Source organism: Segetibacter aerophilus, from assembly GCF_007991655.1.
Lineage (GTDB): Bacteria > Bacteroidota > Bacteroidia > Chitinophagales > Chitinophagaceae > Segetibacter > Segetibacter aerophilus.
The window spans coordinates 1-26,890 of sequence record NZ_BJYT01000004.1 but is presented as its reverse complement, the minus strand read 5'-3'; the positions used below and the strand labels follow the sequence as shown (position 1 = coordinate 26,890).

Here is a 26,890-nt window from a genome sequence, read left to right as displayed (position 1 = left end):
ACAATTTAGACTAACTAATTCCTGTCAATCTAGATATTAGTGTGTCGAAATTATTTAAAACCTGAATTAGCAGCACTTGATGTGATAACAAGAAATTAAAAATGAGGTGTTATGGAAAGAGCATTCCGAAAAACAGCAGAGGATACTTATCCTAAAAAAATCTTTGCTCATCAACTTATAACTGTCGATGATTTAGAGGATTTCAAAAAGCAATTGTTAGAAGAGTTATTGAGGGCATTGAAGCCAGCAACAGGTATTACAACAAAAAAGTGGCTTAAGTCTTATGAAGTGAGAAGACTACTTAAAATTTCTCCTGGTACTTTACAGACACCGAAGTCATCCGGTGTTATCCCCTACACTAAAATAGGTGGCGTTCATTATTACGATTACGAAGAAATACAACATTTACTCGAAGCTGGGAAGACCAATAAGCCGCAGTAATATCTCCACTTAGTTTGAATGATCTATAGCTTCCTTGTAATCATACAAAAGTGACACTATGAATTGCCCAGAAGCAAACAAAATAGATTTGGTTAAGTATCTATATTCATTAGGATGTGAACGTGGCAAAAAAAGCATTGAAGACTACTGGTATTCAAGTCCATTGAGAGTCGAAAGATTTTCCTCTTTTAAAGTAAATAAGACAAAAAGCGTATGGTACGATTACAGCCTCCGAAAAGGTGGCAACGTGGTTGATTTTACAATGCTTTATTTTAACTGCAAATTAGTTAAAGCACTTCAAAAACTTTCTCTTTTTCACCGCAAAATCATGATGAAAAAGGGTTTGAATTTGTACAAACTTATAGCCCTGAAAATATTGTTTTAAGTGAAGGGGATGCGTCGGAAGCCGCTATTAAAATAGTAGCCTCGAAGCAACCAATTGCGGACTCTTTACTTTGCCGATACTTACGAAAAAATTTGATTGCCGGGAATGTTGCCAACCGGTATTGCGGCGAAGTTTCTTACAGTTTTAATGAAACAATTTATTAAGCAATTGGCTTTAAAAATAGTGCTGGAGGCTACGGGTTAAGGAGTAAATATTTTAAAGGAAGCAGCACTCCCAAATGGGTTACACACATCGACAACAGGGCAAATAACATCAGCGTTTTTGAAGACTTTTTCGATTACTTAAGCTACCAGGTATTGCATCAAGAACAACTTCAGCCACTGACAAATTTTCTGATACTTAATTCTCCTTCATTCTTTGAAAGAAGTCTGCTATTGATGGAAAAACATTATCAGGTTCACTTATACCTTAATCATGATAATGCAGGTAGAAAGTGCACCTTACTTGCGAAAAAAAGATCAGTAAAATTTATGGATTAGAGCAAATTTTATAAAGGTTATTAAAATCTGAACGAGTGTATTGTCAAATTATGCAAGGAGGAAAAACTTGTGTCCAGGCAGTACAGGCGCTTATAATGTCTTGGAGAAGCAAGCGGTGTTTTTGTTGCACAAAAACGCTGGCTTGCTTCTGCATCCCGTTGGTCGCATAAGAAAATTGATGATCATGAAAAGTGACGAAGAACAAATCAAACACAGTGGAGGACGACCTAAGCAGTCTATAAAAAAAGATACTGTGACAGGGGTACGACTATCAAAGCTTGAACATTTTGTGGTAAAACAAAAGGCTTCTAAAGCAGGATTAGGCATTAGTGTTTACATCCGGGAAATGGCTCTGAACGGACAAGTAGTTGCAAGATTAAGTGAAGAAGAAAGGCAATTTGTCAGGGCTGCCTTAGGCATTGCTAACAACTTAAATCAGTTAACAATGAAAGCTCATAGAGAAGGGGCGTTGAAAGCATTGTTAGTATTTGAGACTTATAGAAATGAATTTGACGAACTTTTAAAACGGTTCAAAAAATGATTAGTAAAGTGGTTATAGGAAGTTCTTTTAGCGGCGTTTGTAAATATGTTTGTTCTAATCAAACCAGGTCGAAAGTATTAGATGTTGAAGGTGTACGCGGACATGATTATAAACTTATGGCATCGGATTTTGAAGAGCAGCGGGCGTTAAGACCCTCACTAAATAAAGTTGTTTTTCATGCCATTCTAAGTTTCTATTCAAGCGAGAAAATTGACGATGAAAAAATGGCTAAGATAGCGAGGGAATACCTAGAAAAATTAGGTATAACCAACACACAATTTGCGATTACAAAACACATAGATAAAGAACATCTACACTTACATGTAATTGCAAATTTGGTAAACAATCAAGGACAAACAATCAAAGATAATTGGATAGGATTGAAGGGTAAGAAAGTGGCGCAACAACTAACAAAAAAGTATGAGTTAAAAGAAGCGGTCAACAAAAACTTAAGCCTCACTCACCTGGAAAAATTAAACGAAAAAGACAGTATCAAGTATTCTATTTACCAGGCTGTTTCTTCAACCATTTGTCAGTGCAAAAATTTGGACGACCTGAAAGATCAATTACAAAAACAAGGCATCGAAACATTATATAAATACAAAGGTCAGACAAGTGAGTTGCAGGGAATTAGTTTTAAGTTGGGAGATTATAAATACAAGGGCAGTGAAGTGGATAGAAACTTTTCCATCAAGAATTTGCAGAGAACATTGCAGCAACAACAAGCTAAACAAGTACAGCAAAAGGTTGCTGCTCCTAGTATCATTCGGCCTCCTAAATATGAAGGTCTTCCTTTAAAGCAAAGTGATCTGATAAAAGAACTAGCGGAGCCAGAAGTGAATAGAGAACAGGGGCATAACCAATTTTTGATTAAGAAACGCAAAAAGAAATCGAAGGGGTTTCGTTTATAATTTAAAAATGATTTGTGATGAGCGAGGTAGTATTGCAAGCTATTGTAGATAAACTTGAGGCTATTGAGATTGCTTTATTAAAGCAGCAAACTATGCCAATAGATGATGAAGTACCGCGGAGCACATTGATTAAACTTGAGGCATTCAAATCCGAATTAAGTATGATTGCAGCAAAAGTTAGGATAAGTAATGAAAGGTTAAATGAAATTTGGGAAAGACTCGACTCATACATTTTAAAAAGAGACGAACATGTAAAAAATAGTGTTACATACCATTTGCATTTAAATAAAAGCTTGAGGATTTCCTTAGCGTTATTTATCTGTTTAGTCGTGCTGTTAATAACCTGTATGAATACCTACAACAGCACAAAGCAATTCGAGGCAAACGATATTAAATATCGGGCATTGAAGATGAGTGGAGGTAAAAATCTGGTAAGACTGTTATACTACATTGATAGCTCTTATAACTTTAATCCTGATTCCTTAAGACAAACAACAATACAGCAGGAAGATCGATTAGCAGAACAAACAAAACTACTTCGTCTTGCGGGTGAAAAAGAAAGAGATGCGGAAGAATTAAAGGCAAAAGCGAAGGAGAGCAGGTAAAGGTGTGAAGTTCTAATCAATAATTCTGGAGCGATGTAATATAGCCTCTATGAGTATAGAATCTTTGTTTATTGAAAATGCAATTAACCAATCATTAAACTATATACAGCGGAGGCCTAATTGGTTAAAAGTTGCGTTATTACAAAAGCGCACCTCCCGTGGTTTTAAAAATTCCTTCTCTAAAAATGATTCGTAACGATTCAATCATCGCAGCCCTGCACCTTTGGTATTAGAAGCTTCAATAAAATTTATCAGCTGCGTTAATTTACAAACGCTCTTTTGGTATAATTAACCTGCATTATATTTTTTACTAAGCAAATTGTACGCATCCTCCATCGGAGATAATACCACTGTTTCGACTACTTTCAGTTAGTTCATTGATTTCTCTTTCATCCAGCGGCTTGCCGGGAAGATGATATTCATCACTCTCATCAATTAGCGACAACTGCAGGTGATTTTGTTTAGCAAAAGCCAGCAGCTTACTAACGTCGTCCTGTTGACTGTCAAAAAATAGCAGGTCAAACTTAAATACAGATTAGAACAGAAACATCGTCATAAAAAGGGAATTCGAAATTAAATCTTTATAACTGATTTTCATTAAATTTATGAGTGTCCGTGTAGATTTCCCATTAATAGTATTAGTTGAATTACTGATAGTTTTATACTATAGTTGTGCATTTAATTTCCACAGAATTCCCTAAAAATTACTACCACTCAGGTGTTTTAAGACTCATGTATTCTCGCTTTTTATGTTATTAACGAAATAAATCTTTTCCAAAAAGGTAATTTATAAAGTATGAAAACCTTAGAGTATTAAGCCTTTTGTGTATTTAAATCTTTGGACTAATGATCGCCTATTTTGATATGCAAATATTAGCGGATGTAATAGCTTTTCAACGCATTGGCATATCTTCAATCTTTGTTTTAGTAAGACTACGCAGGCGAGAAATCACTATTCGAAAAACAAAACTCTATATACTTTATGGAACACATAACCAAACATATAATCCTTCTCTAATCATGAAGATTAAATCGAGCATCAAATTCTAGAAACCATTGGTACAAAGAGTGATATGCCAGAATATATGAATTTAAAAGAATTAGTCTTAAGCTTAGTTAATGATTGCTTGAAGCTTAAACTTAATATATCAGATGATTATAAAGAAATAGACGATCTCATCGTCGACAGATGCTGGTCTGTGTCGGATTACACTCTTTGCAAGACGGCTGTATACCCGATTGATATAAAGGCTCAATGTCGGATTGCTGCATCTCGAAACCGAAAAATGAGGCCAACACATATGTCATCTTTATCAATAAAAAACAATTAAAGCAATGATTGAATCTTCAAACCCGCAGACTTTATCGATTCAGTCTGCCCGTCAGTTGACCACCACAACTAAATCAGCTCCACAGATGGCTTCAATCACGCCTCGATGGCTGTTGAAGCTGCTGCCTTGGGTGCAGGTGAGAGCAGGAACATACCGCGTGAATGAGCGGAAAGTTGTGGTGCGACCAGAAGAGCGGCTTTATTTTTCCCATACTAACACCAAAAGCAACGGAAATGGAAAGCTAAAGCTAGAGCCTGAGCAGTTGTCTAAGTTAAAAATTTTTAGTGGTTTGCTCCCAGATCAGCTTACCAGTATTACTGGCATGTTTATGACCAAACACTATGCAATAGATAGCGTACTATTCAGCGAAGGTGAAGCAGGGGATACCTTTTTCCTCATTGCAGACGGAAAAGTTGAGGTTAACCAGGCAGGTCCCCACGGAGAAAAACTGGTGCTCAATGTGTTGAGTAGCGGAGACCACTTTGGAGAGATGGCCCTGCTCGAAAACAAGCCACGAATGGCGACGGTGGTTGCACTAATGCCTACGACTGTGTTTGTCATGGAGCGTACAAAGTTCCTAAAACTCACAGAAGAGTTGCCTTCCATTCAAGAGAACCTTGAGCATACCCTATCAGAGCGGAAACAGCAAAACCTCCGGCACAATGAGGCGGGTGAGGCGAGGTCATTCCTTGAGCGCGATTATGAAGGTGTACGTACCATTCCATCCAGCTTTATAGAATACGAAGAAAACCCGCGTGAATACCCACTCAGCATCATTCAATCGATTCTGAAAGTGCCCACACGCATTGCAGACATCTACAATGAACCCTTCAATCAGATTGAAGAACAGATGCGGCTGATGATTGAAGAGTTAAAAGAAACGCAGGAGTGGGAAATGATCAACAATCCTAATTTTGGTCTGCTTTCACAGGTGGCCCCCACCATGCGTATTCAGCCACGCAAAGGCTCCCCTACACCTGATGATATGGATCAGATGCTTAGTTTAGTTTGGAAAAAACCTGCTTTCTTCCTGGCCCATCCCAAAGCCATTGCTGCTTTCGGAAGAGAATGTACGCGCCGTGGGGTGCCACCGCCAACAATCAATTTAATGGGCTCTCCCGTAATTACCTGGCGCGGTGTTCCTATCATTCCTACTGATAAGCTTTTAATTGGCGATGGACACAACAAACAACCATTAGGAACAACAAACATCTTGCTGATGAGGGTTGGCGAAAAAGAACAGGGGGTAGTTGGCTTACACCAATCAGGTATTCACAACGAGAAGTCGCCAAGCCTCAATGTAGAGTTCAATGGCATATCCCCAGATGCGCACAAAAATTACCTGCTAACGCTCTACTTCTCCTGTGCCGTACTAACCAGCGACGCTCTGGCGGTAATGGAAAATGTTCAGGTTCGCCACTACTATGACTATTAATTTCGATCCGGATATAAAGTCACCTAACGCCTCATGCAATGAACAAACAACCTTCTTTTAACCCACTAGATGAAATGTCCGGCCAGGACATGATGCAACAGCTTGCTAACAAATTCTATCGCGAAGGCACTGCTGAGCACCAACCTGCGCTTCCGATGCAGCATAAGGGCGAAGAGCAGCCAATCTCATCGCTACACCTTCCGGGAGTCGTACAAGCAGGATTCGGAGATAGTATTGATCATGAGATGTCAGCAGGACATTGGCAAAGAGGTCGGAGTATTGCCCCTGATATTGGGCCCCCGTCCCAACATTCCCTCCTGGAGCAAGCACTACCCCAGACGGATTTTTACTTTCTCAACGGTTCTGAGCAGACTGAAGCCTTTAGTAGTACTGATAAGGTTAAGGACTTCTACAGCCGTTGCTATACAACCTCACAGGAAATAGGAGGGTATTACTTCGAGACAATGGCAGCAGCGCGTGCAGTCAAACCTACCAATCCTCTAAACGTACAGAAAGACAATAGAGACTGGTCGTCGTATAGAATGTTCCACCCAGAGACTGTGCGGCGGGATTTCCCAGCGCTGCAACAAACGGTGAACGGAGAACCCCTGGTCTGGCTCGATAATGCCGCGACCACTCATAAGCCACAATCGGTCATCGATGCACTGGCACGTTTCTATGAGCGCGACTACTCTAATATTCACCGCGGCGCCCACACTTTGGCAGCGCGCGCTACGGATGCCTACGAGGGAGCCCGTGATAAGATTCGCCACTTTATAGGTGCCGGCTCCAAACAGGAAATTCTGTTGGTACGGGGCACTACAGAAGGCATTAACCTCATTGCAAACACCTTTGGTCGGCAACGTATCTCTTCAGGCGATGAGATAATCCTTAGCGAACTCGAACACCACGCTAACATCGTGCCCTGGCAAATGCTAGCCCGTGAGCGGGGCGCACACCTTAAGGTTATTCCTGTCAATAACGAGGGGGATCTCATGCTTGGGGAGTACGAGCGGCTGTTTAGTCCACGAACGCGCCTAGTGGCGGTGGGCCATGTATCGAATGCATTGGGAACAGTAGTACCTCTGGCGGAGATGATTGCAACGGCACACCGGCGCGGTGTTCCCTTTGTAGTGGATGGAGCGCAGTCTGTTCAACATATACCCATCGACGTGCAGGCGCTGGACGCCGACTTTTTTGTTTTTTCGGGCCATAAGCTGTTTGCACCTACTGGAATTGGTGCCGTTTACGGGAAGCTTGAACACCTCGAGCAAATGATCCCGTGGCAGGGTGGTGGCAACATGATTGACCAGGTATCTTTCGAGGAGACATCTTTCAATGGCGTTCCCGCACGCTTTGAAGCAGGAACGCCCAGCATTGCAGATGCCGTAGGACTAGGAGCAGCAATAGATTATGTGCAGGGGATCGGGCTAGAGAACATTCACCGCCATGAAAATGAGCTGATGGAGTACCTGGTAGCTTCCCTGGGTAATATTCCCGGACTTCAACTAATTGGTAACCCGCGTCATCGCGCCGGTGCTCTCTCCTTTATCATGCCTCGCTACCAAACGCAGCATATTGGTCAGCTGCTTGATAGGGAAGGAATCGCCGTGCGGGCAGGCCATCATTGCGCTCAACCAGCCCTGCGCCGCTTTGGCCTTAACAGCTCTGTACGCCCTTCGCTAGCCTTTTATAACACCATAGGGGATATTGACAGATTGCGGGAAGCAGTGCTGCGCCTGGCAAAGTAAGAGTAAGAGAAAATAAATCCTTTTCCTTTTAGAATCTAGAGGTTTAAATTTGAGATGTAACGATTTTGATGAACAGTTAATTTGCTAAGGTTAGAGAATTATTATAGTTGATTTCAAAGGTCATACGCCTTTAGTAGTTCAGGGCCGAATTCCTTTCTTTTTGTGTTATAAAACATTTTTATATGCCTAAAACAAGTACTAAAAATGGAATATTAAGGAATAAATAGAGTAGAACTGGTACATGAGCGGGGTTACAGAAGGATTGGACAACCGGTATTAATGATAAAATAAGGCAATGTAATTGTAAAATAAAGCTATATTTAATTAGAGCCTACATCAGGGCTCTACGCGCAAAATGAAAGAAACCATACTTTGCCAAGGCTGCTGGGAACACATGCATATGCCGACTGCCATCCGCGGTCCTTTGGCTTTCCTTTTTAAGACTTTTGGCATCAAGAAAAGCAAGATGCATCCTAATATGTGCACCTTTTGCGAGACTAATTTTGCCAAGATTATGAAGCACAAACAAATACCTGTTCCCACGACCATCCTCTTTGCCGATATTCGGGGGTATACGGATTTGTCGCAGCAAATAGAAGCCAGCAAACTGAATGAACTGCTCCACCTTTTTTACGACCGCTGTTCGGCCGCCGTTTGGGAAAGAGATGGGGTGGTAAACAAATTCATTGGCGATGCGGTGCTCGCCATATTCAATTTTCCCCTCATCCGCCAAGAGCATGTCCACAATGCCGTGCGAGCCGCCGTTCAACTACAGCAAGACTGTGAACATCTGAAAGCAGAAATTGGCCTTGCTGACCTCCACACCCTAGGTGTGGGCATCGGCATCCATACGGGGGAATGCTACATCGGGGAAGTGGGTACCACTTACAAAGATTTTACCGCCATTGGTCCGGTGGTTAACTTAACCTCCAGACTGCAGGGAGCAGCGGGCATCGGTGAAATCATGGTAACGCAAGAGGTATTCAACCAGGTAAAAGATCAATTTCCCGATGCGCAAAAGCGAACCCTTACCTTGAAGGGCATCACTAGCCCAGTAGATGGTTATGTCCTGGCGTGACAAAAAACCGGAACAATCGGCACCCAATATGCCATGGCCCCACCGGGAGGGAGCGACTATAATGATGAAAACCCATACAGCACTAAGGGTGTTATTTTTTCCTTTGATCCTTCCACGTCCACTTACAAAAAGCTGAAGGATTTTGATGTTGAAATGATTCCACTCCTGTTGGCAACCTTATGCAGGCAATGTCAACCTCAAGTTCAAATTCGAGCCAAAAAACATTAGAAAGCCGAATTTTAAATGAAATTTTTTTAACTAATTTTGATGAGATTTATAGGTGACCTAACCGGTTACCTATGATAACAAGTTCTTCTGAAATCCTTGCTGGATAAGCATTTGAAGATATAGTTTGAATCCTGACGCGGTCACTGTAAAGGCACTGATAATCAGTGCCTTTTTTTATATCTTCTTGTTTTTTGAACCATTTGATGGTTCAATAGTGCATCATTGGTTCGCGCCTAATCACACCCCCTAATAATCAGATATAAGTTATTAGGGCGATTTATGTTTGATGTAGATTAAGCCTCGCGTTATTAACCATTAAAATCAGACTTAAATGAAGATTATAGCAACTCCCGAATTGGGCACATCCCTCGAACGAACTAGATTATAAGGGAAGAAGTACTCCTATCTTGTACAGAAAATCTTTTTTAAAATTCATATAAGTTGTTTGACTAATCACATTCATCCTGCTTATACTTGGCAATCAGTGGAGAAGCAGTGTTATAAGTTACTTCCTCAAGAAATATCTCGACTCCCATAAACTTTTGCTTCATGTGCATGGTCATGTAATAAGTTTTTCCTGCCTCTACCGGCATCTTCAAAGCAAACTTTTGAGGTGTTCCTGGTTTATCCCAAGTAGTAGCATTGAACATATGAGTGCCGGGCTTTACAAAAACAACCGCGTAATGATTATTTTTTACTTTGCACATCATGATGTCATTTACCACCATCCGCAGATTTATGGCACTCCCTAAATGACCTGTTGACCTAATCACATACACCTTAGCCATACCACTTGTATCAAGTGGTATGGAAGATGTCTTAGCAGGAGACGTGTTAGTGGAATCTGTTTGGGCTGAAAGGCTGATAAATGCAAACGCAAAAAGCACAAAAAGAGATAAAATTCTCATTGTTAAAGCTGTAGATTAAAAAGGCAATATAAGAATTTGTACTTCCTTACAACGCGCCTTTTGTCTGCCTTATTGTATATCCTATCGCGATGCCTGGCTTGATCTAATAAGGGAAACTGGAACAGACGCAACAGTGATTTATTCTGCATATGGTTCACGCACCATATCGTGTATAACACTTTGCATCGGCTTAAAACCCAGCATCCTGAAAAACCAAAAACAGCCATAAGGCTGTTTTTACCAGTAGTGAGCTATCCGCTTAATGGCTTGCAGTTGCCGGATTTATCATGTTTGCCACCTCACTAACTGAGTTTGCAGGAAATCCTCCTTTCCTTGCATGCTCCTTTATCAGTTCTTCATTCGGCGCTTTGTAAACACAATAAATTTTATTACCGGTCACATAGCTTTGTTGCCACTCAATTTGAGGACCCATCTCTTTTAATACTGAATTTGATTTTTGCGCGATTGCCTTCAATTCTTCAGCAGTTAACTTACCTGCGTTGGGTATTTCTCTTTCAATTACATATGTTTTCATCACTGTTGATTTGTTGATTTTTAAATTTTTTTTAGTTGTTAATTGTTGTGCAAATGAAGTATAGCCAACTAATACAAGGGCTATAATCATACAGCAGGAGATTGCTTTTACTGTCTTCATAAACTTTATAAATTTTGGTTTTAAGATGATATAAAGGTATAATCGCAGCAAGCGGGGGTGGTATTACAAATCAGTCAATAAATAGAAAATGGGGTGTAAAAATTCGTTCTTTAAATAGTAATATTCGTGCAACGGAAAGAACGATTACTGTAGCATATCGAGGTAAGCTTTTGGCAGGAGGCCGTATTTCAATTTGAAACACTTGGTAAAATAAGAAGGACTGGTAAAGCCAGTATCAAAACTTATTTGAGAAATAGAATAAGGTTTCTGCTTCATTAATTCTTTTGCCTTAGCGAGCCTGTAATCTTTCAAAAGTTGGTTAGGCGACATTCCGGTTAGCTCCAATGTCTTCCTGTACAGCTGCGACATACTCATTGCCATCGCCTTGCCATAGTCTGCAATATCAAAATTGCAATTACCAAAGTTCTCTTCCAACTTGCTAAATAGCGACCGGAGTAAACTTTCGTCATGTGGTGACAATGTTCGAAATTTCTCCTTCTTGTTTTGAATGTCAGTATTAGCAACCAAATCTTTTATTGATGAGCAAACTGCAACACGAAAGCTGCCCTGGAGCATACACATGTTAGCGGCCTGTTGTATTACATCTCCAAATAACTTGTTACTCTTTTCAATAGGGTCGCCTGCATTTATCGCTATTTTCAGATCGAGCAATCCAACATCCTCGGGCGTCAAGTTCTCGGTAATGGAGGAGGCACAGCTGATTGCTGTGGCTGCAGAGGTAAATGAAACAACAAATTCAGCTCCTGCATATTCGACGGATGAACCTCCACAAGTCGATAAACTTTTTTTAACCACACTCCTCAACCGCAACAGCAACTCATTTGCCTTAACGCTGCCCAACTCATGCTGAAGCAAAATCGAATCAATAATTTTTACCACAAGCAGAATCCTGAAAGAAGAGTCATTAAAAATTTTCAGTCCCTCGTCGTTTGACTCCACATCCTCGGGATCATATAACCTGCCCAAAAATGATTGTACAACTTTGCTGCTGACCTCTATGATTTTATTAGGTATTAACCCGTGAGATTTTTTATGAAGCTCCCTAACTGCATCTTTATCCGGAGCTTCAATTAGGCAGAACACCTTTTCACGCTCCTCATCGGTCCAATAAGTCATGCATTTACATCCATATTCGTGCTGGTGTATGAGGTCTTTGGTGTGTGCTTCGGCAACGTCTTTTGCCTTTACTCCGGAGATGATATGGGCGTCCATATAGATTGGCATAGCACGAGTAAACTGGTCAGATGAATTAAGAACAATATATTAAAAATAAGTAAAGCTGCAAAGTGGTTTGCAGCTTAAAAACGGATGCAACAGGACGAAAACTTTCCCATTAGGCCGGGGTACTACTTTGGCTTCGACACTTGACCCTTGCAAGATTTATCGATTAACAGTTACCTTTAAGAAAGTCGCAGGAATAGATGTTGCTTCTGATCCACCTTTATTTTGACTCACAAAAAGTTCTTCCAATTCGCGTTGCAGTTCTGCAGCTTTGCCATTTTTTTCGGCAGCTTCAAAAGCATTCATCGTTGGCCCATAGTAGTTTTTAAATTTGTCTACAAAGTGCAAAGGTGGGTAGGAAGATGTGAACGTGTAAGTCTCTCTCACGCATGATATTTTTTCTCTTGACACACCTGCCGCACCGAACCGTTCAATAACATTACTCTCTACACCCCATAGCATAGGACTGACAAAACCTTCAGGCGGAGGAGGAGTGTAAGCAGAGCAAATTTTTAGTATTTGCGCTACAAGAGTTGGATCTCCGGGTATCCAGTTTCCCATTATTATTCGTCCACCAGGCCTGGTAACCCTCACCATTTCTTTGGCAACATCAAAAGGTTTGGGCGCAAACATTGCACCGAAAATACTTACGACGAGATCGAAGGAAGCGTCCTTCAATTCGTTTAAATCGCAGGCATCACCCTCCTGGAAAGTGCAGTTGGTAAGTCCTTCTTCTTTCGCCCGCTTGTTTCCTGCCTCTACCAGGTTTCGTGCAATGTCTACACCCAAAACCCTTGCGCCGAGTTTGGCTGCTGGTATAGCGGTAGTGCCATCGCCACAGCCAAGATCAAGAACGTCGAGGTCTTTCGTTATATTGAATGTAGAGACCAGTTTAGTGCCGCTTTCGCGCATCGTTTGGGCAAGTTGGGTAAAGTCGCCCTTTTCCCATAAAGCTTTGTTTGGATTCATATTTTTTAGTTTTGGTGTACGAATCTAGATTCCGATGGTGCACGTAGGTTACTTAATTATAGATAAGAGGTACTCTGAATATCTATTCGGTTTTCTGCAGGTTGGATTGGTACGGCAAGTTTAAGTATGTCTTCCTAAAGAATCACCAGTTGAAATGAAAGTGGCAGTAGTCCGGGCGATCATACTTACAACAGTACAAGTGTGCGACGCAACAAAAGGTTTATTGTACTACTTCAGCTAAGTACAGAAAATTACTTTCATGGTGTTCCCAGCAGCGCCCTTGCAGAAGTTCTTCAACTGAAAACTTTTGTTGGGCTAAGGCCTGTTGGTGAAGAACGTCAACAGCGCATCAAATCTCATATATTCACCTTAAGAGAAAAAAAAATCGTTTACATTCTTTGTAGACAGTAAATGAGGTAATGGAGTTAGTGACTTATAGATAACAGTATCAAAAATTTATACTGCTAACCAAGAGGGTGATGTGTCCCCTGGTTGGTTTACTCGTAAAACGTGGCCATTCTGGTCAATAAACTCTATTGTATCATTCCAAGTGAAACTTTTTAGGACCCTGAAAAGAAATTCCATCTGCAGTGAGGTGCTCAATACCCTCTTGCCGGTTGTCCGTTATAAAACTTGTCACAATAGCCTTAGGTGCAAGATGTGTTGAATTATTAAAGTCTATCCCGCAACTCCTGTTTTAAAACATTTAAATTTTGCTGATCAACTACACTATCAAGTCCCAAGATCGAGTTATAGAAATCTTTGCTTTTGACACGGTCTTCGACGCCTAACTCAATTTATTGGAGTCTGATCTTCATTGACAACTATTTTTTCAAAATAAAAGTTAACTGGAAACCGATTTTGCGTAAACCCAATTATTGACTCATTTCATTCAAACCTCAGCAAAGGTTTCAAACATTTGGTTCATTGTTTTAATATTTTTAAAAATGCCACCCACGGCCCGACTTCGTTTTTGTATTGCTTTGCCATTACCCGCGCTATTTGTGAAATGTGATCAAGATCGTGCACTACCCAGGTAGAAAGTAATTCGGATAGTGTCACTTCACCAAACGTAGGATGCACTCCAGTTTTTTGCAGGTCCTGTCCAGTAATATTCAAGCCTTTCAACTTTATTATATTGGTATTTCTAATCTGCCTAAACTCATCCAAAAGTTGTTGCAAAGTTTTCCCTTTGCTATTGTCAAATTGAGCAAACCTATCGAAGGGGTGAAACTGTTTTTCGCTTCCATAGAGAATTATCTCTGCTCTTGGCAGCCAGTCTGTTTCATCTCCATGAATTAAATGCCCTATCACGTCGTATGGACTCCAGGTATCCTCTCCTTCGTTGTTCAGCGTCCATTCCTCAGAGAGACCGATTAGTAAATTTTGAAGAACAAGAGGGGTTCGTTCCAGAATCTCTATCGATCGATTTAGTGAAAATTTCATTTTATAAAATTAATCGATGAATGTATAAGGTTACTGGCTCTTCGCGTTACGTGAAGCCTAAAAAAGTTGCAAGACGGCAACATGGAAAATACAAGGACTATGGTAGTTAGGGGCATTCAGTTTTATCACTTTCTGGTGGCATAGGAATAGATGTTTGTGGAGATAGTTAGAGACCAAAAGATTAACAGAAAGAGGCTATTAGGTGTATAGTTCTCATTCCGCCACAATCAAAGTTTGTGGCGCTGCTGATTTCATTCGTGTTGTTAACCATGACAATTGCCTTTTGGTCTGCCGTTCGACTTCTTCACAGCTTGCTACTAATTCCTTGTCTCGCAGCCCTGTTGCACCTTGTTTTAGAATGGTGCAGCAAACCTCTACCTCACTTACAATCAAATACAAATCATGTAGGTCTCTCAATAACGCCATTCCGCCTTTTCGAGTTTTTTTTAGTAGCGTCTGAGTCAGCCTGTCTGGTTCCTCATCTCTTTCTTCCTTATATTTTTTCGCAAAGACTTCGATCTCATCCGCCAGCTTTTGTGACCAAGAGGATAACAACATGCAGGTTTGGTAAACATCTACTTCATCTCCATGTGCATTCGCTACCAGCTTAAAAGCTTTTACGAGATCCTCTTCAGTTCTATGAACTAAATCAATATATTTTCCTATATGCATATCAAGCTTCCTCCTGTTTAAATTTATCTTTAATAGTATCAAACACGTCACTTACTTTATGCAAGAAGCCGTTTGTCTTATTGATTTTTACAGCAGCATATTTAAAGTGTGGTTGCTTACTTACTGCGTCCCATTCTGTAATGGTAAGTTCATTTGCTGCCCGTGGGCGGTCGTCGTTATCCCAACTACCGTAATGAAAAGGAATGAAGACAGTGCCCGGCTCAATACCTCCAATCTTAGCAGGTTCAACTACCTTTCCACGCCTTGATGTAACCTCGAGCATGTCACCTTCTGCAATGCCATACTTTGTTGCATCCTGTTCGGAAATTTGTACATATCCATCCGGTGCTGCATCCTGTAAATCCTTAGATCTTCCTGTTTTAGTTCGGGTATGAAAATGATAAACGAGCCTACCGGTAGTAAGCCACAGGGGATATTCTTCATCAGGCACTTCATGGGGTGGAACATAGTCTGCACCTTTTAAGAATGCTTTTCCTTTTGGATCTATCGCCTTGTATTCTTCTTCAGTTACCGCAGCTCCTGTATCAAAATCATGACCATAAGCTTCACAATAGTCGGAAGCAGTATTAAACACACCATCTGTATAAATGTGCGGTGTTCCATCAGGATACTTTTCATTGCAGGGCCACTGAATGCCAGCACCGCCTGTAAGCTTTGCGTAACTCATGCCTGTATAATCACAAGGTCTTCCCCTTGTACATTCTTTCCAGGCTTCGAAAGCTTCTTCGGCCGTATTCCATTTTATTAGACCGGTGCCGTCTTTATCCTTAAAACCCATTCGCCTGCTGTAATCAATAAAAATGTCCAGGTCTGATTTTGCTTCCCCGGGAGGCTCAATGGCCTTATGTGAGATATGTACTGTTCGTCCAACATTGGTATAGCAACCTGTTTTTTCACCCCATATCGCAGCAGGAAGCACCACATCTGCATACCTCGTTGTTTCCGTGTGAAATGCATCTTGTGCTATCACAAACAAATCTTCTTTTTGTAAAATTTTTCTAACCCGCGACAGTTCAGGCATTGAGACGGCCGGGTTTGTACCACTTATCCAAAGCATCTTTATTGAACCTGTCTCAGCAAATCTCCATATTTGCATTGCATGGGTTGGAGGAGACCAATGTGGTATCTTATCTAATTCTACATTCCACAAATCAGCTAGTTGTTGCACGTGTTCTTTATTACCCCAATTTCTAAATCCAGGCAAGTCTCCGTCTGCTCCACACTCTCTTGTGTTTTGTGAAGTAGGCTGTCCGTTCATCTGGTAAATGCCAGACCCCTCAATTCCTATCAGCCCGCGTATAAGGTGTAGATTATTGATTTGAACTGCAGCTGCTGTCGCCTGCATCGATTGATATACTCCCTGCAATACACTTGACACCAATGACTTTGTCGTTCCTAAAATATGGGCTGCTTCACGCAACTTTGAAGCAGGTACGCCGGTTACCTCTTCAACCCTTTCAGGTGGCCATTTTGAAACGATTTTTTTTAAATCTTCAAATCCAACCGTATGAGCATTTATGTATTCTTTGTTGATATGACCCGCTTCAATTATCAGATTAAGCAATCCGTTCATTACCGGAACATTTGTACCCGGTTTTGGGGCTAGATGCACCGTTGCCTTTTCTGCAGTGAATGTTTTCCTGGGATCGATAACGATAATCTTGGGTGGGTTAGGTCCTGCAAGGCGATCAAGGATCCTCATCCACAGAACAGTTTGTTGTGAGGCGATATTATGACCAAAATGCAAAATACAGTCAGTGGTATCGAGGTCAGAATAAGAGCCAGGTTGTCCATCGGAGCCAAACGAAATTTTCAGGGCTGCGGCGGCGGTAGCCGTACAAAGACGTGTGTTGCCATCCATATGCGGGGTACCTAAACCGGCTTTACCTAAAACGCCAAGTGTATAATATTCCTCTAAGAAAAGTTGACCGGATGTATAAAAGCCGATTCCAAGGCTTGTTTGTTTCTCTATGATTTCCTTTGATTTTTTTACGATCAGTTCCATTGCTTCATCCCAGCTTGCTTCTTCCAACTTACCATTTTTCCTTATCAAAGGTTTGGTCAACCGATCTTTACTGTTGTTTGCAACCCATCCATGCAAACCCTTCGGGCCAAGTCTTCCAAAGTTGACAACATCTTCTTTTCGGCCGCGCACACCAACCATCTTCCCATCCTTAACTCCTATATCGATGCCACAACCATTTGAACAAAGCACACATGCTGACTGAACCCATTTATCCGGCTCTTCGCATACTCGTTGGTCTACACGCACGGGCCATTTACCACGATAAGGAGTTCTTTCGCCCCAAATGTTGTTAATACTGTTACGGGTTTCCTGCATAGCAATCAATTTTATAATGACGGTGTTTAGGACAACAAGGAAAAATGCCCCTAAAATATTAAAACTATGGTTCCACCTATAATCATCAACGCTCCTAAAGCAGTCTTAATAGTTAGTGGTTCTCCTAAAAATGCGACAGACAATATAATAGCTATTGCCACACTCATTTTATCTACCGGGGCAACTTGTGATACTTTGCCAATTTGCAACGCTTTAAAATAAAATATCCATGAAAGACCTGTTGCAACACCAGACAGGCATAGAAAAATAATATTTGGTTTTGTTAAGGCGTGCATGGTATAAGCGCCGCCTCTGAAAAAAGCGATGCCCCAAGCAAGAATTAAAATTACTACCGTCCGTATGGCTGTTGCCAAATCGGTATCAACTCCCTTGATACCAACTTTTGCAAATATGGCTGTCAGGGCTGCAAAGAAGGCTGATGTTAAAGCATAGATCCACCACATATCCTATTGTTTGTATTTGAAATTTCCGTTACGAACGTTGCTATCGGTGTATGTAAAAGTTCTCTCTGTTTCGTCGCTATAAAAATAAAACTGCACGCAAAAAGATATTATCGCAACTATAGCTGACCCCATAACTTCAGTTGAATATTGGAGACTGAAACAGTCGGCACCACCAGGAAATGGCTCCTGTACAATGAAGCGAAGGTAGTAACTTTCGTTTTTTAGTAGGGTCACTTAGGTATCAATTTCTACAACGTTTTTAATAAATGCAAATTCTGAGATCAATGAAAACTATAGGATTAATAGGAGGTACAAGCTGGGTTTCGACAATTGATTATTATAAATTAATCAACCAGTTAACCAATGAAAAACTGGGCGGCTCAAATGCTGCCCGAATTATTCTTTACTCTGTAAACTTCCAGGAGTTCAAGAACTTGATGGACATAGACAATTGGAATGAAATTGCTGCACGGTTTTCTGACATAGCTCGGAAACTTGAAGGTGCCGGAGCAGAATGTATTGTTATATGCGCTAATACCCCACACCTTATTGCAGACGTTGTTGAACAAGCTGTCAAGTTACCCTTGATACATATTGCAGAGGAAACCGCAAAGGAAATAGAGACCCGGAAAGTAAAAAAAGTTGCGCTGCTGGGAACCAGGTTTGTGATGGACAAACCGTTCTTTAAGGACAAGCTGGCTCTTGGTGGAATTCGAACAATCTTGCCACGGGAAGCAGACAAAGAGTTTATTCATAACTCCATATTTACAGAGCTAACAAGGGACATTTTCACAGAAGAGACAAAAGAAAAATATTTACAGATTATTGAGGACGTAATACAAGAGGGAGCAGAAGGAATCATTTATGCGTGCACTGAAATTCCTATTTTGCTTAAAGGATGCAAAGTGAAAGTAGAAACTTTTGATACAACAGTAATTCATGCAAAAGCTGCCGTTGCATTTGCTTGTGCAGAATGAACTAATAGAAACCAGCAAACAAATTTTTCAAAGCCTCTTAGATAGGTTGAATAAACTCTCGCGCCGCTGCGGTGGCTCGTTTAACTAAAGCCGGCTCACCAATTTTTGTTGCAAAGTCAGCGAAAGCCGGTGTAGGTCCTGGCCAGCGCAGTTCAGCAACATTCTTAAAAAGTTGTTCATCTGTTTTAAGAGTGGCTATACGTTTGAACAACAAAGCTTTTTCATGTTGTGTTCCCAGCACCGCCTTCGGAAAACTTTCAATCGGCCCGTATTGGTTCAACAGCCTCGCCGCACCAGTCTTGCCAATACCGGAGATACCCGGATAACCGTCCGCGCTGTCGCCAACAAGCGCGAGATAATCGGGAATGAGTATTGGTATAACACCAAATTTTTTGACGATTGCATCAGCATCTCTGATCACTTTAGCCCTGCTATCCATCTGCACAACCCGGTCTTCCTGCACGCACTGCGCAAGGTCTTTGTCCGGTGTCCAGATACATACTTTCTCAACCGCTCGATCCGCCGCAGCAAGGTGTGCAGCAGAGGCCAAGGCATCATCTGCTTCGAGCTCAATCATTGGCCAAACCACCACACCCATCAACGCCAAGGCTTCTTCCAGCGGATGGAATTGTGCAAACAAGACTGGATCAATGCCTGCTCCCGTTTTATAGTCGCTCCAAAGTTTATTGCGAAATGATTCAATAACGTGATCGGTTGCGACGCCAATATGTGTGGCACCTTTCTCGATCTTTTCTAATATTCCATGCAATACACCTACTACGGCTCCCATTGGTTTGTCATTGCCCTTATTGAAACGGCGAAGACCATAGAAGTGCCTGAATAGTTCGTATGTACCGTCTATAAGATGAACAATCATGGAATTAAAAATATTGATAAAGCAGTTTGCTGTTTACACTTGTTAACATGGAATGTACAATACAGAAATATGGAGGATAATAACATGCGAAAATCTTACTAACGCCTAATCTTTTTCTACACCGATGTTAATCAGTCTCTCTTTGCAATGCAAACTTATGCCGTTAAAAAGCTTCAAAGTAAGCCCAGCTAAAATACTGATGATCATCTTTACTTTGCCGCATTAATACCTAAGAATGTCGTAATGCCACCGCGACAATTTTTACCTGCACTATTATTTTTGTAATAGCTACTACGAGCATCACATAGCTGAAACAAGTGGTAGCGCATTGTTTTACTAAAACCAAAAAAAATGACAACAAAAGCTTCAAACCTCACCTATTGGATATGTACTATCCTTTTTTCAGCATTAATGATATTCTCGTCTGTTGGTGGCCTTCAACCTTCGCAGCAGGCAATTCAACTAATGCATGACTTTCTCGGTTATCCGATCTACTTTATACAATTTCTCAGCATCGCAAAGTTGATTGGATCTATTGTTATTCTAATTCCAAATTTAGATAGAATAAAAGAATGGGCGTATGCAGGTTTGTTTTTTGACCTCGCCGGAGCTATTTACTCAAGCATTGCTGCTGCGGGCAAGTTTGATCCAATGATGCTTACAATGGCAATATGGATACTTCCGGGAATCGTGTCTTATTACTTATGGCATAAAAGAATGAGTAGCGGAGAGCTGGCAATAAATTCCAGGTAATAAAGGTTGCTTAGAAAACCTTTGACTCGTTGATAATGGTACTTGATCGATTGCAAGACTGATATTTTAATATTGGTTGGAAATGGCGATTGCAGCGTCTAAAAAAGAACAAGCATAAAAAACAGATGTCGAAGCCACAGGAGTAATAGCGGATTGCTTCGTACCTCGCAAATGACGAGGCTCTACTTCCGTAACGCTTCTCTCACCTTCGGTGCAATCTTTGTCCCAAAGATTTCGATGGATTTCATCATCGTTTCATGTGATGGTCCACCAACATCCATGTGTGCTGAGAAGCGGGTAAGACCAAACATCGCATGCATATGAAGTATCTTATCAACAGCTTCATTAGCGTCACCGATAATCAGATGACCTTGTGGTGAACGCCCCTGTTCAAACTGTTGTTTGGTATATGCGGGCCATCCCCTTTGCCTGCCAACCCTGTTCATCTGGGTGGAGTACGTTGGATAGTAGTCGTCCGCAATTTGCCTGCTATTCTCACCGAAAAATGCGTGTATATGCACACCTACTTGGAGTGCTTCTGTGCTATGACCAAAATGATCAAGCGCTTGTTTGTAATAATCGAACAGTGGCTTGAACTGAGCAGGATTACCACCAATGATCGCAAAGATCACAGGCAGGTTATGCTTTGCAGCTCTAACTACCGACTCGGGTGTACCACCAACTGCAACCCAAATATTCAAGGCATCATTTACTGCACGTGGTAACACCTGCTGGTTCTCTAATGCGGCGCGGAACTTCCCTTTCCATGTAACGTTGGGCTGCTTATTTATCTGCAACAGCAGCTCCAGTTTTTCCTCGAACAACTCGTTGTAATGTTGCAAGTCGTATCCAAATAAGGGAAACGACTCTGTAAAACTTCCACGGCCTACCATTAGCTCGGCACGTCCATTACTAATGAGGTCAACAGTAGCAAAACTTTGATACAATCGGACAGGATCAGACGAACTCAACACAGAAACAGCGCTTCCGAGTTTTATGTTCTTCGTTACCGTTGCTGCTGCAGCCAATATAATTTCAGGCGTCGACACTGCATAGTCAGGGCGATGATGCTCACCTATACCAAAAAAGTCAAGACCTACTTCATCCATCAATTTGATCTCCTCTATTATTTCCTGCAACCGCTGTTGTGCAGGTTGTATCTCACCCCTACTATTGATGTGCAGATCGCCAAACATTCCAACACCTAATTCCATACTAATGATTTTTAATTTTGCAAAGTTACTTGCTGTGCTTTAAAGGATCATACCTACCGCGCCGATCTCTGACTTTCTTCAAAACCGCTTTCGACAGAATTAAAAGATTTGGAACTAAACGGCATTGAACGCCCGAACCTATTTAGCGGCTCACCTGTGGTGGGGGAGCACGAATTGACCGAATATCCTGAAGCCCGGGGTTGAATGCTACAAGCACTAAGCGAATACGGAGGAAAGCACAAACAGATGGTGAAGAAAAGTATGAATACACTTTCTTAGTGTTAGATCTTTTATGATAGCACTTTTTTTGTAGCCTGCATTTGTGCTACTATTAAGCATCGTTGTATCACTTACTTGTACTGTTGTAATTGCTTGAGCAAGGTTGCTGGTAGCACGTTTTAGTATTTTGACTAAGGACCGTATTGTAAATTATACTTTAATGCCTCTACGGCTTCGCATCAACTACTGTTATCTAACTTTAAGTACATGTTTGTCAAACGGTAATTCATATCTTCATTCTCATCCTTATGAGCAAAGAGTCAATTACTTTATTTCAGATACCCGAGCAATATTACAAGGCTCTTTTCAATGCCCTTCCCGGCATTAGTTATCTCTTGCAAAACAATGCGCCGCACTTCACCATCCTTGCTGTAACCGATGGCTTACTGGATGTAGTAGGTTTAACAAGAGAGAAATTGGTAGGAAAGGACCTTTTCGAAGCCTTTCCTTCTAACCCCCAAGACGAAAATGACACAGGGCAGTCGAACTTGCTTACATCCCTTCTGCATGTGATAACTCATAAGGAGTCCCATCAGTTGGCCACCCAGCGGTATGATGTAATGGATGAGAATGGCCAGTATGTTGAGCGGTATTGGAAGGCAGAGAACCGCCCCGTCTTTGCGCCTGATGGCGAGTTGGTATACATTATCCATAGCTCCGAAGAAATTACCGCGCTGATTAAAGCGGGGAAACGAGAAGTAGAGGTAGTGGGCATTGAAAAAGCCTTTGGTTTATTTATGGAGGCTCCTATGGTAGTGGGGCTGGTAAATGGAGATGACTACGTGTTGGAACTGGCGAATAAAGAAGCCTTTAAACTTTGGGGAAAAGGTCCGGAAATTATTGGCAAACCAGTTCTGCAAGCGGTTCCGGAATTAGCTGGACAAGGCATTATTGAACTCTTTGACCAGGTGCGTAATTCTGGGGAGCCTTTTTTTGCGCATGAAGTGCCGGTGGCTTCCTATGTTAATGGCAGGGAGGAGATGCACTACTTTAATTTGGTTTATCAGCCGTATTACAGCAATAATAATTTAAAACCGACGGGTGTATTTACAATATCGCACGACGTTACAGAACAGGTAAAAGCCCGGCAAAATGCAGAGGAAAGCGAAGCGAAGTTTAGAACAATGGCGGAAAGCACACCTGTATTAATAACCGTGGGAGATGAAAACGGCGCTATAAGCTATTACAACAAAGCCTGGACAGAATTTACCGGTAAGTTGTCGATGGAATTGTTACAAGGCAACTGGACCGACTTAATCAACCCCGACGACAAAGAGAAGTTTGTTTCAATATTTCAAGATGCCTTTGCTATTAAGAGCTCGTTCAGTGGTGAGTTTCGGGTACATAATAAACAAGGTCAAAGCCGTTGGCTCTTGGCTCATGGAGTTCCACGGTTCGATGTTGCTGGTAAATTTGTTGGCTACATTGCTGCCTGTACAGATATCACTGAAAATAAACTGGGTCAGCAACAATTGCAGACAGCATTAGAGCAAGTCAGGCTATCGAAAGAAGCAGCGGAACTGGGAACTTTTGATATGGATTTGGAAGCAGGAACAATGCATTGGGATGATCGCTGCCGAACGCTTTTTGGTATCAGCCATCACAATGCAGTTACATATGGAAAAGATTTTGTGGAGGGACTTCACGCCGATGACAGGGAACGAATTATAAAAGTAATTGACAACCTGTTTATCAAATCCATTTATAATGGTGATTATGATGTAGAATACCGCACCGTTGGTGCTGAAGATGGGGTGGTAAGATGGGTAAGGGCAAAAGGCAAGGTGTACTTCAATCAGAATGATCAGCCCGTTCGCTTTATTGGTTCGGTGCTCGACATCACTGATAAAGTATTAGCTATCCAAAAAATAGAAGCGGTAGTAGAAGAACGCACAAGGGAATTAGCTAAGGCAAACGAAGGCTTGCAGCAAATCAACAAAGAACTGCAACGTTCTAACCAGAACCTTGAAGAATTTGCGCATGCTGCCTCACACGATCTTAAAGAGCCGGTGCGGAAAATTCAATTCTTCACGCAACGTTTAAAAGAGCAGTTAAGTAGCAAACTCACCGAAACAGAAACCCAATCGTTTAACCGTATTCAAAATGCTGCGCAACGCATGGGGAACCTGATAGATGATTTACTACTTTACTCCCACGTAAGCCATCGACCACACGAAACGGAAAGTATTGATCTGAACCAAAAGGTGCAACGCGTACTGGAAGATTTGGAATTGAATATAGCAGAGAAGAAAGCCGTTATAAATGTCGAAAAGCTTCCCACCGTAAACGGGTTCAGGAGACAAATACAGCAACTATTTCAAAACCTGGTTAGCAATGCCCTGAAATACAGCAAGAGCGATGTGGCGCCGCACATTACAATTACAAGCAGCGACGTGACGGAAAATGAGAAGGCGTACTACCTCATTGCGGTAAAGGACAATGGCATCGGCTTCGAGCCCGAATATGCGGACAAAATTTTCCAGATGTTTACACGACTGCATGGTAAGGCAGAGTATAGCGGAACTGGTGTAGGATTGTCCATTGCTAAAAAAGTAGTGGAGAACCACAACGGGTTTATAAAAGTAAAAAGTGAACCCGGTTTAGGTTCAACGTTTGAAATTTACTTGCCTGCTTAAGAATACGAGCACGACAAAAAGAGATGGTGAAGAAAAGTATGCATGTGAAGGAGGCGGCTTCTTCATGTTGCGTCTTCGTGTTCGGATTATTTTTTTGGTAGCAAAAATTTTTGCAACTATTAAAGATTGTTGTGTCACTCCCCGGGCTCTCCGTAGTGTTCCGAAGGACGACTACGGAGGCAAATGATAACCCAGACTGCGTCTGGTATTTGAAAAACCAATTCCCTGTTTTATTAAAATCGCTGAATTTTAATACCCCGGCTCTCCGTAGTGTTCCGAAGGACAACTATGGAGGCAAATGATGACCCGGACTGCGTCTGGTATTTAGAAAACCAATTTCCCTGTTTTATTAAAGTTGCTGAATTTTAATACAAACCTCTGACCACGGTGAGAAATAATGGATATAAGATAAGAGACCCGGCTCTCCGTAGTGTTCCGAAGGACGACTACGGAGGCAAATGATAACCCATACTGCGTCTGGCATTTCGAAAACCAATTTCCCTGTTTTATCAAAATGTGTGTATTTTGATACAAACCCCGAAGCACAATGAAAGATGATGGCTATAAAATAAGAGACCAACATGCAGTTCATTTTATAACATTTGGTGTAGTTGAATGGGTAGATGTTTTTACAAGAAGAACATATGCTGATATTGCAATTCAAAGTTTATTGTATTGCATCAACAACAAAGAATTAAGACTACATGGCTGGTGTATAATGAGTAACCATATTCACTTGATCATAAGTACAGCGAACGGTAATCTCTCCGATATTTTAAGAGACTTCAAAAAGTTTACTTCAAAGGAGATAATAACGACTATTGAAAATAACAAACAGGAAAGCAGGAAGAATTGGATGTTATGGATTTTTAAGAAAGCGGGGGAAAAGAACAGCAGGAATAAGCAATATCAATTCTGGCAACAGGACAACCATCCAATTCTGTTGGAGACGGTTGAATTCACATTAGATAAATTGAACTACATGCACAACAACCCAGTAAAAGCTGGCATAGTAGAAAAGGCAGAGGAGTACTTATTAAGTAGTGCAAGAGATTACTATCATGAAGTAGGCGGTCTGCTACCGATTGACCATTTAACAGCAGCGTATACTCTCCGCCCCATCTAGCATTCTTTGAATTCCGGACACAGTCCGGCTTTTCATTCAAAATCCGTAGTCAAAGACATACGGATAGCTGTGTAACAGGTTCACGGCTCACCATAGAGTTCCGAAGGACGACTACGGAGGCAAATGATAACCAAGGCTGCGTCTGGTATTTAGAAAACCAATTTCCCTGTTTTATGAAAATGGCTGAATTTTAATACAAACCTCTGACCACCGAGAAGGCGGTCTGCTACCGATTGAACATTTAACAGCAGCATATACTCTCTGTCCCATCTGACATTCTTTGAATTCCGGACACAGTCCGGCTTTTCATTCAAAATCCGTAGTCAAAGACATACGGATAGCTGTGTTTTTCCTTCAGTAGTGCGTTTTTTAGATTATTTATCATTCCAAAGCGAAATCAACAAAAATCGCTTTGTTTCTACGAATGAACTGTTGACATACTTACAAGTCTTTTACCCTGATTTCACAACACTAAAATTGAGAATGTTAGTAAGAGATTTAAGATACCAAGGTCTTTTCATCGTGAGTCAGTCAGGAAAGCCCGGTTATAAGTTCGCATCAGGTTACCAGGATATATCAGAACACTTCAAGCATTTCATGAAGTATATACTACCCATGTTACAAAAAGTAAAAATACTTAACGAGAAGATATCCCAACAGTCGCATAATGAAATTAATTTGTTGGAAAAAGACGTGACGCTAAAGCAGATGAAAGAGCTGGTCACATCAATTATTTAGAATAGGTAGCTCAGAGATGTTCTAGTAATTGGCGCGGCTGTTAGTGCTCTTTACCAACAGCATTCCCCTGCTCTCCGTAGTGTTTCCCGCTAGTTTCCCCTCGGCTCTGCGTAGCGTTCCGCAGGGCGACTACCGAGGTAAATGATGACCCCGACTGCGTCTGGTATTTGGAAAACCAATATTGCTGTTTTATCAAAATGGCTGAATTTTAATACAAACCTCTGACCAACGAGAAGGCGGTCTGCTACCGATTGAACATTTAACAGCAGCATATACTTTCCGTCCCATCTAACATTCTTTGAATTCCGGACACAGTCCGGCTTTTCATTCAAAATCCGTAGTCAAAGACATACGGATAGCTGTGTT

26 protein-coding genes are annotated in these 26,890 nt (G+C 41.4%); 14 read left to right on the top strand and 12 right to left on the bottom strand.

The features are described from left to right. Positions 1-111 precede the first annotated feature (111 nt). The 6 genes from SAE01_RS06020 to SAE01_RS05995 all read left to right on the top strand — a co-directional run bounded on the left by SAE01_RS06020 (position 112) and on the right by SAE01_RS05995 (position 3,383). Positions 112-441 carry a helix-turn-helix domain-containing protein gene (locus SAE01_RS06020; RefSeq protein ID WP_147202771.1) on the top strand — a complete coding sequence of 110 codons (330 nt, stop codon included), beginning with the start codon at positions 112-114 and terminating at the stop codon, positions 439-441. Positions 442-499: 58 nt separating this feature from the next. Next, complete coding sequence (locus SAE01_RS25195) at positions 500-826, top strand: CHC2 zinc finger domain-containing protein (protein ID WP_147202770.1); 327 nt, start codon at positions 500-502, stop codon at positions 824-826. A 167-nt stretch (positions 827-993) separates the two neighbouring features. Continuing rightward, positions 994-1,326: a toprim domain-containing protein gene (locus SAE01_RS25190; RefSeq protein ID WP_147203074.1), complete on the top strand. Its 333-nt coding sequence runs from the start codon at positions 994-996 to the stop codon at positions 1,324-1,326. A gap of 184 nt (positions 1,327-1,510) precedes the next feature. Next, on the top strand, positions 1,511-1,867 hold the full coding sequence (locus SAE01_RS06005; RefSeq protein WP_147202769.1) for a plasmid mobilization protein: 357 nt from the start codon (positions 1,511-1,513) through the stop codon (positions 1,865-1,867). Beyond that, positions 1,864-2,778, top strand: a complete 915-nt coding sequence (locus SAE01_RS06000; RefSeq protein ID WP_147202768.1) for a relaxase/mobilization nuclease domain-containing protein — start codon at positions 1,864-1,866, stop codon at positions 2,776-2,778. The genes SAE01_RS06005 and SAE01_RS06000 overlap by 4 nt, the downstream gene beginning before the upstream one ends. A 17-nt stretch (positions 2,779-2,795) precedes the next feature. Continuing rightward, a complete protein-coding gene (locus SAE01_RS05995; protein WP_147202767.1) occupies positions 2,796-3,383 on the top strand; it encodes a hypothetical protein in 588 nt (195 codons plus the stop codon). A 310-nt stretch (positions 3,384-3,693) separates the two neighbouring features. Here the strand turns inward: SAE01_RS05995 and SAE01_RS25070 are convergent, their stop codons facing one another. After that, on the bottom strand, positions 3,694-3,828 hold the full coding sequence (locus SAE01_RS25070; RefSeq protein WP_262713360.1) for a hypothetical protein: 135 nt from the start codon (positions 3,826-3,828) through the stop codon (positions 3,694-3,696). A gap of 890 nt (positions 3,829-4,718) precedes the next feature. On the opposite strand from SAE01_RS25070, the gene SAE01_RS05990 reads away from it, so the two are divergent. From SAE01_RS05990 to SAE01_RS05980, 3 genes are all read left to right on the top strand, one after another. Beyond that, positions 4,719-6,149 (top strand): family 2B encapsulin nanocompartment shell protein, encoded by a 1,431-nt coding sequence (locus SAE01_RS05990; RefSeq protein ID WP_147202766.1) that lies wholly within the window; start codon positions 4,719-4,721, stop codon positions 6,147-6,149. A 38-nt stretch (positions 6,150-6,187) separates the two neighbouring features. Then, a complete protein-coding gene (locus SAE01_RS05985) occupies positions 6,188-7,900 on the top strand; it encodes a cysteine desulfurase (RefSeq protein ID WP_147202765.1) in 1,713 nt (570 codons plus the stop codon). Positions 7,901-8,255: 355 nt separating this feature from the next. Continuing rightward, positions 8,256-8,978, top strand: coding sequence for an adenylate/guanylate cyclase domain-containing protein (locus SAE01_RS05980; protein ID WP_147202764.1), 723 nt, complete (start codon positions 8,256-8,258; stop codon positions 8,976-8,978). A gap of 677 nt (positions 8,979-9,655) precedes the next feature. Here SAE01_RS05980 and SAE01_RS05975 read toward each other — a convergent pair. The 8 genes from SAE01_RS05975 to SAE01_RS05940 all read right to left on the bottom strand — a co-directional run bounded on the left by SAE01_RS05975 (position 9,656) and on the right by SAE01_RS05940 (position 17,924). Continuing rightward, on the bottom strand, positions 9,656-10,114 hold the full coding sequence (locus SAE01_RS05975; protein ID WP_147202763.1) for a DUF2846 domain-containing protein: 459 nt from the start codon (positions 10,112-10,114) through the stop codon (positions 9,656-9,658). Between the two features lie 259 nt (positions 10,115-10,373). Continuing rightward, positions 10,374-10,769, bottom strand: coding sequence for a DUF4242 domain-containing protein (locus SAE01_RS05970; protein ID WP_246113174.1), 396 nt, complete (start codon positions 10,767-10,769; stop codon positions 10,374-10,376). A 144-nt stretch (positions 10,770-10,913) separates the two neighbouring features. Continuing rightward, entirely contained in the window at positions 10,914-12,014 is a 1,101-nt protein-coding gene (locus tag SAE01_RS05965) for a nickel-binding protein (protein ID WP_147202762.1), read from the bottom strand. Positions 12,015-12,170: 156 nt separating this feature from the next. Continuing rightward, complete coding sequence (locus SAE01_RS05960; RefSeq protein WP_147202761.1) at positions 12,171-12,980, bottom strand: class I SAM-dependent methyltransferase; 810 nt, start codon at positions 12,978-12,980, stop codon at positions 12,171-12,173. Between the two features lie 924 nt (positions 12,981-13,904). Next, positions 13,905-14,426, bottom strand: a complete 522-nt coding sequence (locus SAE01_RS05955) for a DinB family protein (RefSeq protein ID WP_147202760.1) — start codon at positions 14,424-14,426, stop codon at positions 13,905-13,907. A 213-nt stretch (positions 14,427-14,639) separates the two neighbouring features. Continuing rightward, complete coding sequence (locus SAE01_RS05950; protein WP_147202759.1) at positions 14,640-15,098, bottom strand: molybdopterin oxidoreductase; 459 nt, start codon at positions 15,096-15,098, stop codon at positions 14,640-14,642. A gap of 1 nt (position 15,099) precedes the next feature. Beyond that, positions 15,100-17,460: a molybdopterin oxidoreductase family protein gene (locus SAE01_RS05945; protein WP_147202758.1), complete on the bottom strand. Its 2,361-nt coding sequence runs from the start codon at positions 17,458-17,460 to the stop codon at positions 15,100-15,102. A gap of 50 nt (positions 17,461-17,510) precedes the next feature. Then, positions 17,511-17,924: an EamA family transporter gene (locus SAE01_RS05940; RefSeq protein WP_147202757.1), complete on the bottom strand. Its 414-nt coding sequence runs from the start codon at positions 17,922-17,924 to the stop codon at positions 17,511-17,513. Positions 17,925-18,208: 284 nt separating this feature from the next. Between SAE01_RS05940 and SAE01_RS05935 the strand changes: the two genes are divergently transcribed. After that, entirely contained in the window at positions 18,209-18,901 is a 693-nt protein-coding gene (locus SAE01_RS05935) for an aspartate/glutamate racemase family protein (RefSeq protein WP_147202756.1), read from the top strand. Positions 18,902-18,938: 37 nt separating this feature from the next. Here the strand turns inward: SAE01_RS05935 and SAE01_RS05930 are convergent, their stop codons facing one another. After that, on the bottom strand, positions 18,939-19,778 hold the full coding sequence (locus SAE01_RS05930) for a 5'-3' exonuclease (protein ID WP_147202755.1): 840 nt from the start codon (positions 19,776-19,778) through the stop codon (positions 18,939-18,941). A 351-nt stretch (positions 19,779-20,129) separates the two neighbouring features. Between SAE01_RS05930 and SAE01_RS05925 the strand changes: the two genes are divergently transcribed. Further along, positions 20,130-20,531, top strand: coding sequence for a DoxX family protein (locus tag SAE01_RS05925; protein ID WP_147202754.1), 402 nt, complete (start codon positions 20,130-20,132; stop codon positions 20,529-20,531). Between the two features lie 182 nt (positions 20,532-20,713). Here SAE01_RS05925 and SAE01_RS05920 read toward each other — a convergent pair whose 3' ends face one another. After that, complete coding sequence (locus tag SAE01_RS05920; RefSeq protein ID WP_147202753.1) at positions 20,714-21,745, bottom strand: LLM class flavin-dependent oxidoreductase; 1,032 nt, start codon at positions 21,743-21,745, stop codon at positions 20,714-20,716. Positions 21,746-22,272: 527 nt separating this feature from the next. On the opposite strand from SAE01_RS05920, the gene SAE01_RS05915 reads away from it, so the two are divergent. The 3 genes from SAE01_RS05915 (at position 22,273) to SAE01_RS05905 (ending at position 26,524) form a co-directional block, all read left to right on the top strand. Continuing rightward, entirely contained in the window at positions 22,273-24,660 is a 2,388-nt protein-coding gene (locus SAE01_RS05915) for a PAS domain-containing sensor histidine kinase (RefSeq protein ID WP_147202752.1), read from the top strand. Positions 24,661-25,207: 547 nt separating this feature from the next. Continuing rightward, positions 25,208-25,786 carry an REP-associated tyrosine transposase gene (locus SAE01_RS05910; protein WP_147202751.1) on the top strand — a complete coding sequence of 193 codons (579 nt, stop codon included), beginning with the start codon at positions 25,208-25,210 and terminating at the stop codon, positions 25,784-25,786. A gap of 483 nt (positions 25,787-26,269) precedes the next feature. Beyond that, a complete protein-coding gene (locus SAE01_RS05905; RefSeq protein ID WP_147202750.1) occupies positions 26,270-26,524 on the top strand; it encodes a hypothetical protein in 255 nt (84 codons plus the stop codon). An 89-nt stretch (positions 26,525-26,613) separates the two neighbouring features. Here SAE01_RS05905 and SAE01_RS05900 read toward each other — a convergent pair whose 3' ends face one another. Continuing rightward, positions 26,614-26,796, bottom strand: coding sequence for a hypothetical protein (locus tag SAE01_RS05900; protein ID WP_147202749.1), 183 nt, complete (start codon positions 26,794-26,796; stop codon positions 26,614-26,616). Between the last annotated feature and the right edge of the window lie 94 nt (positions 26,797-26,890).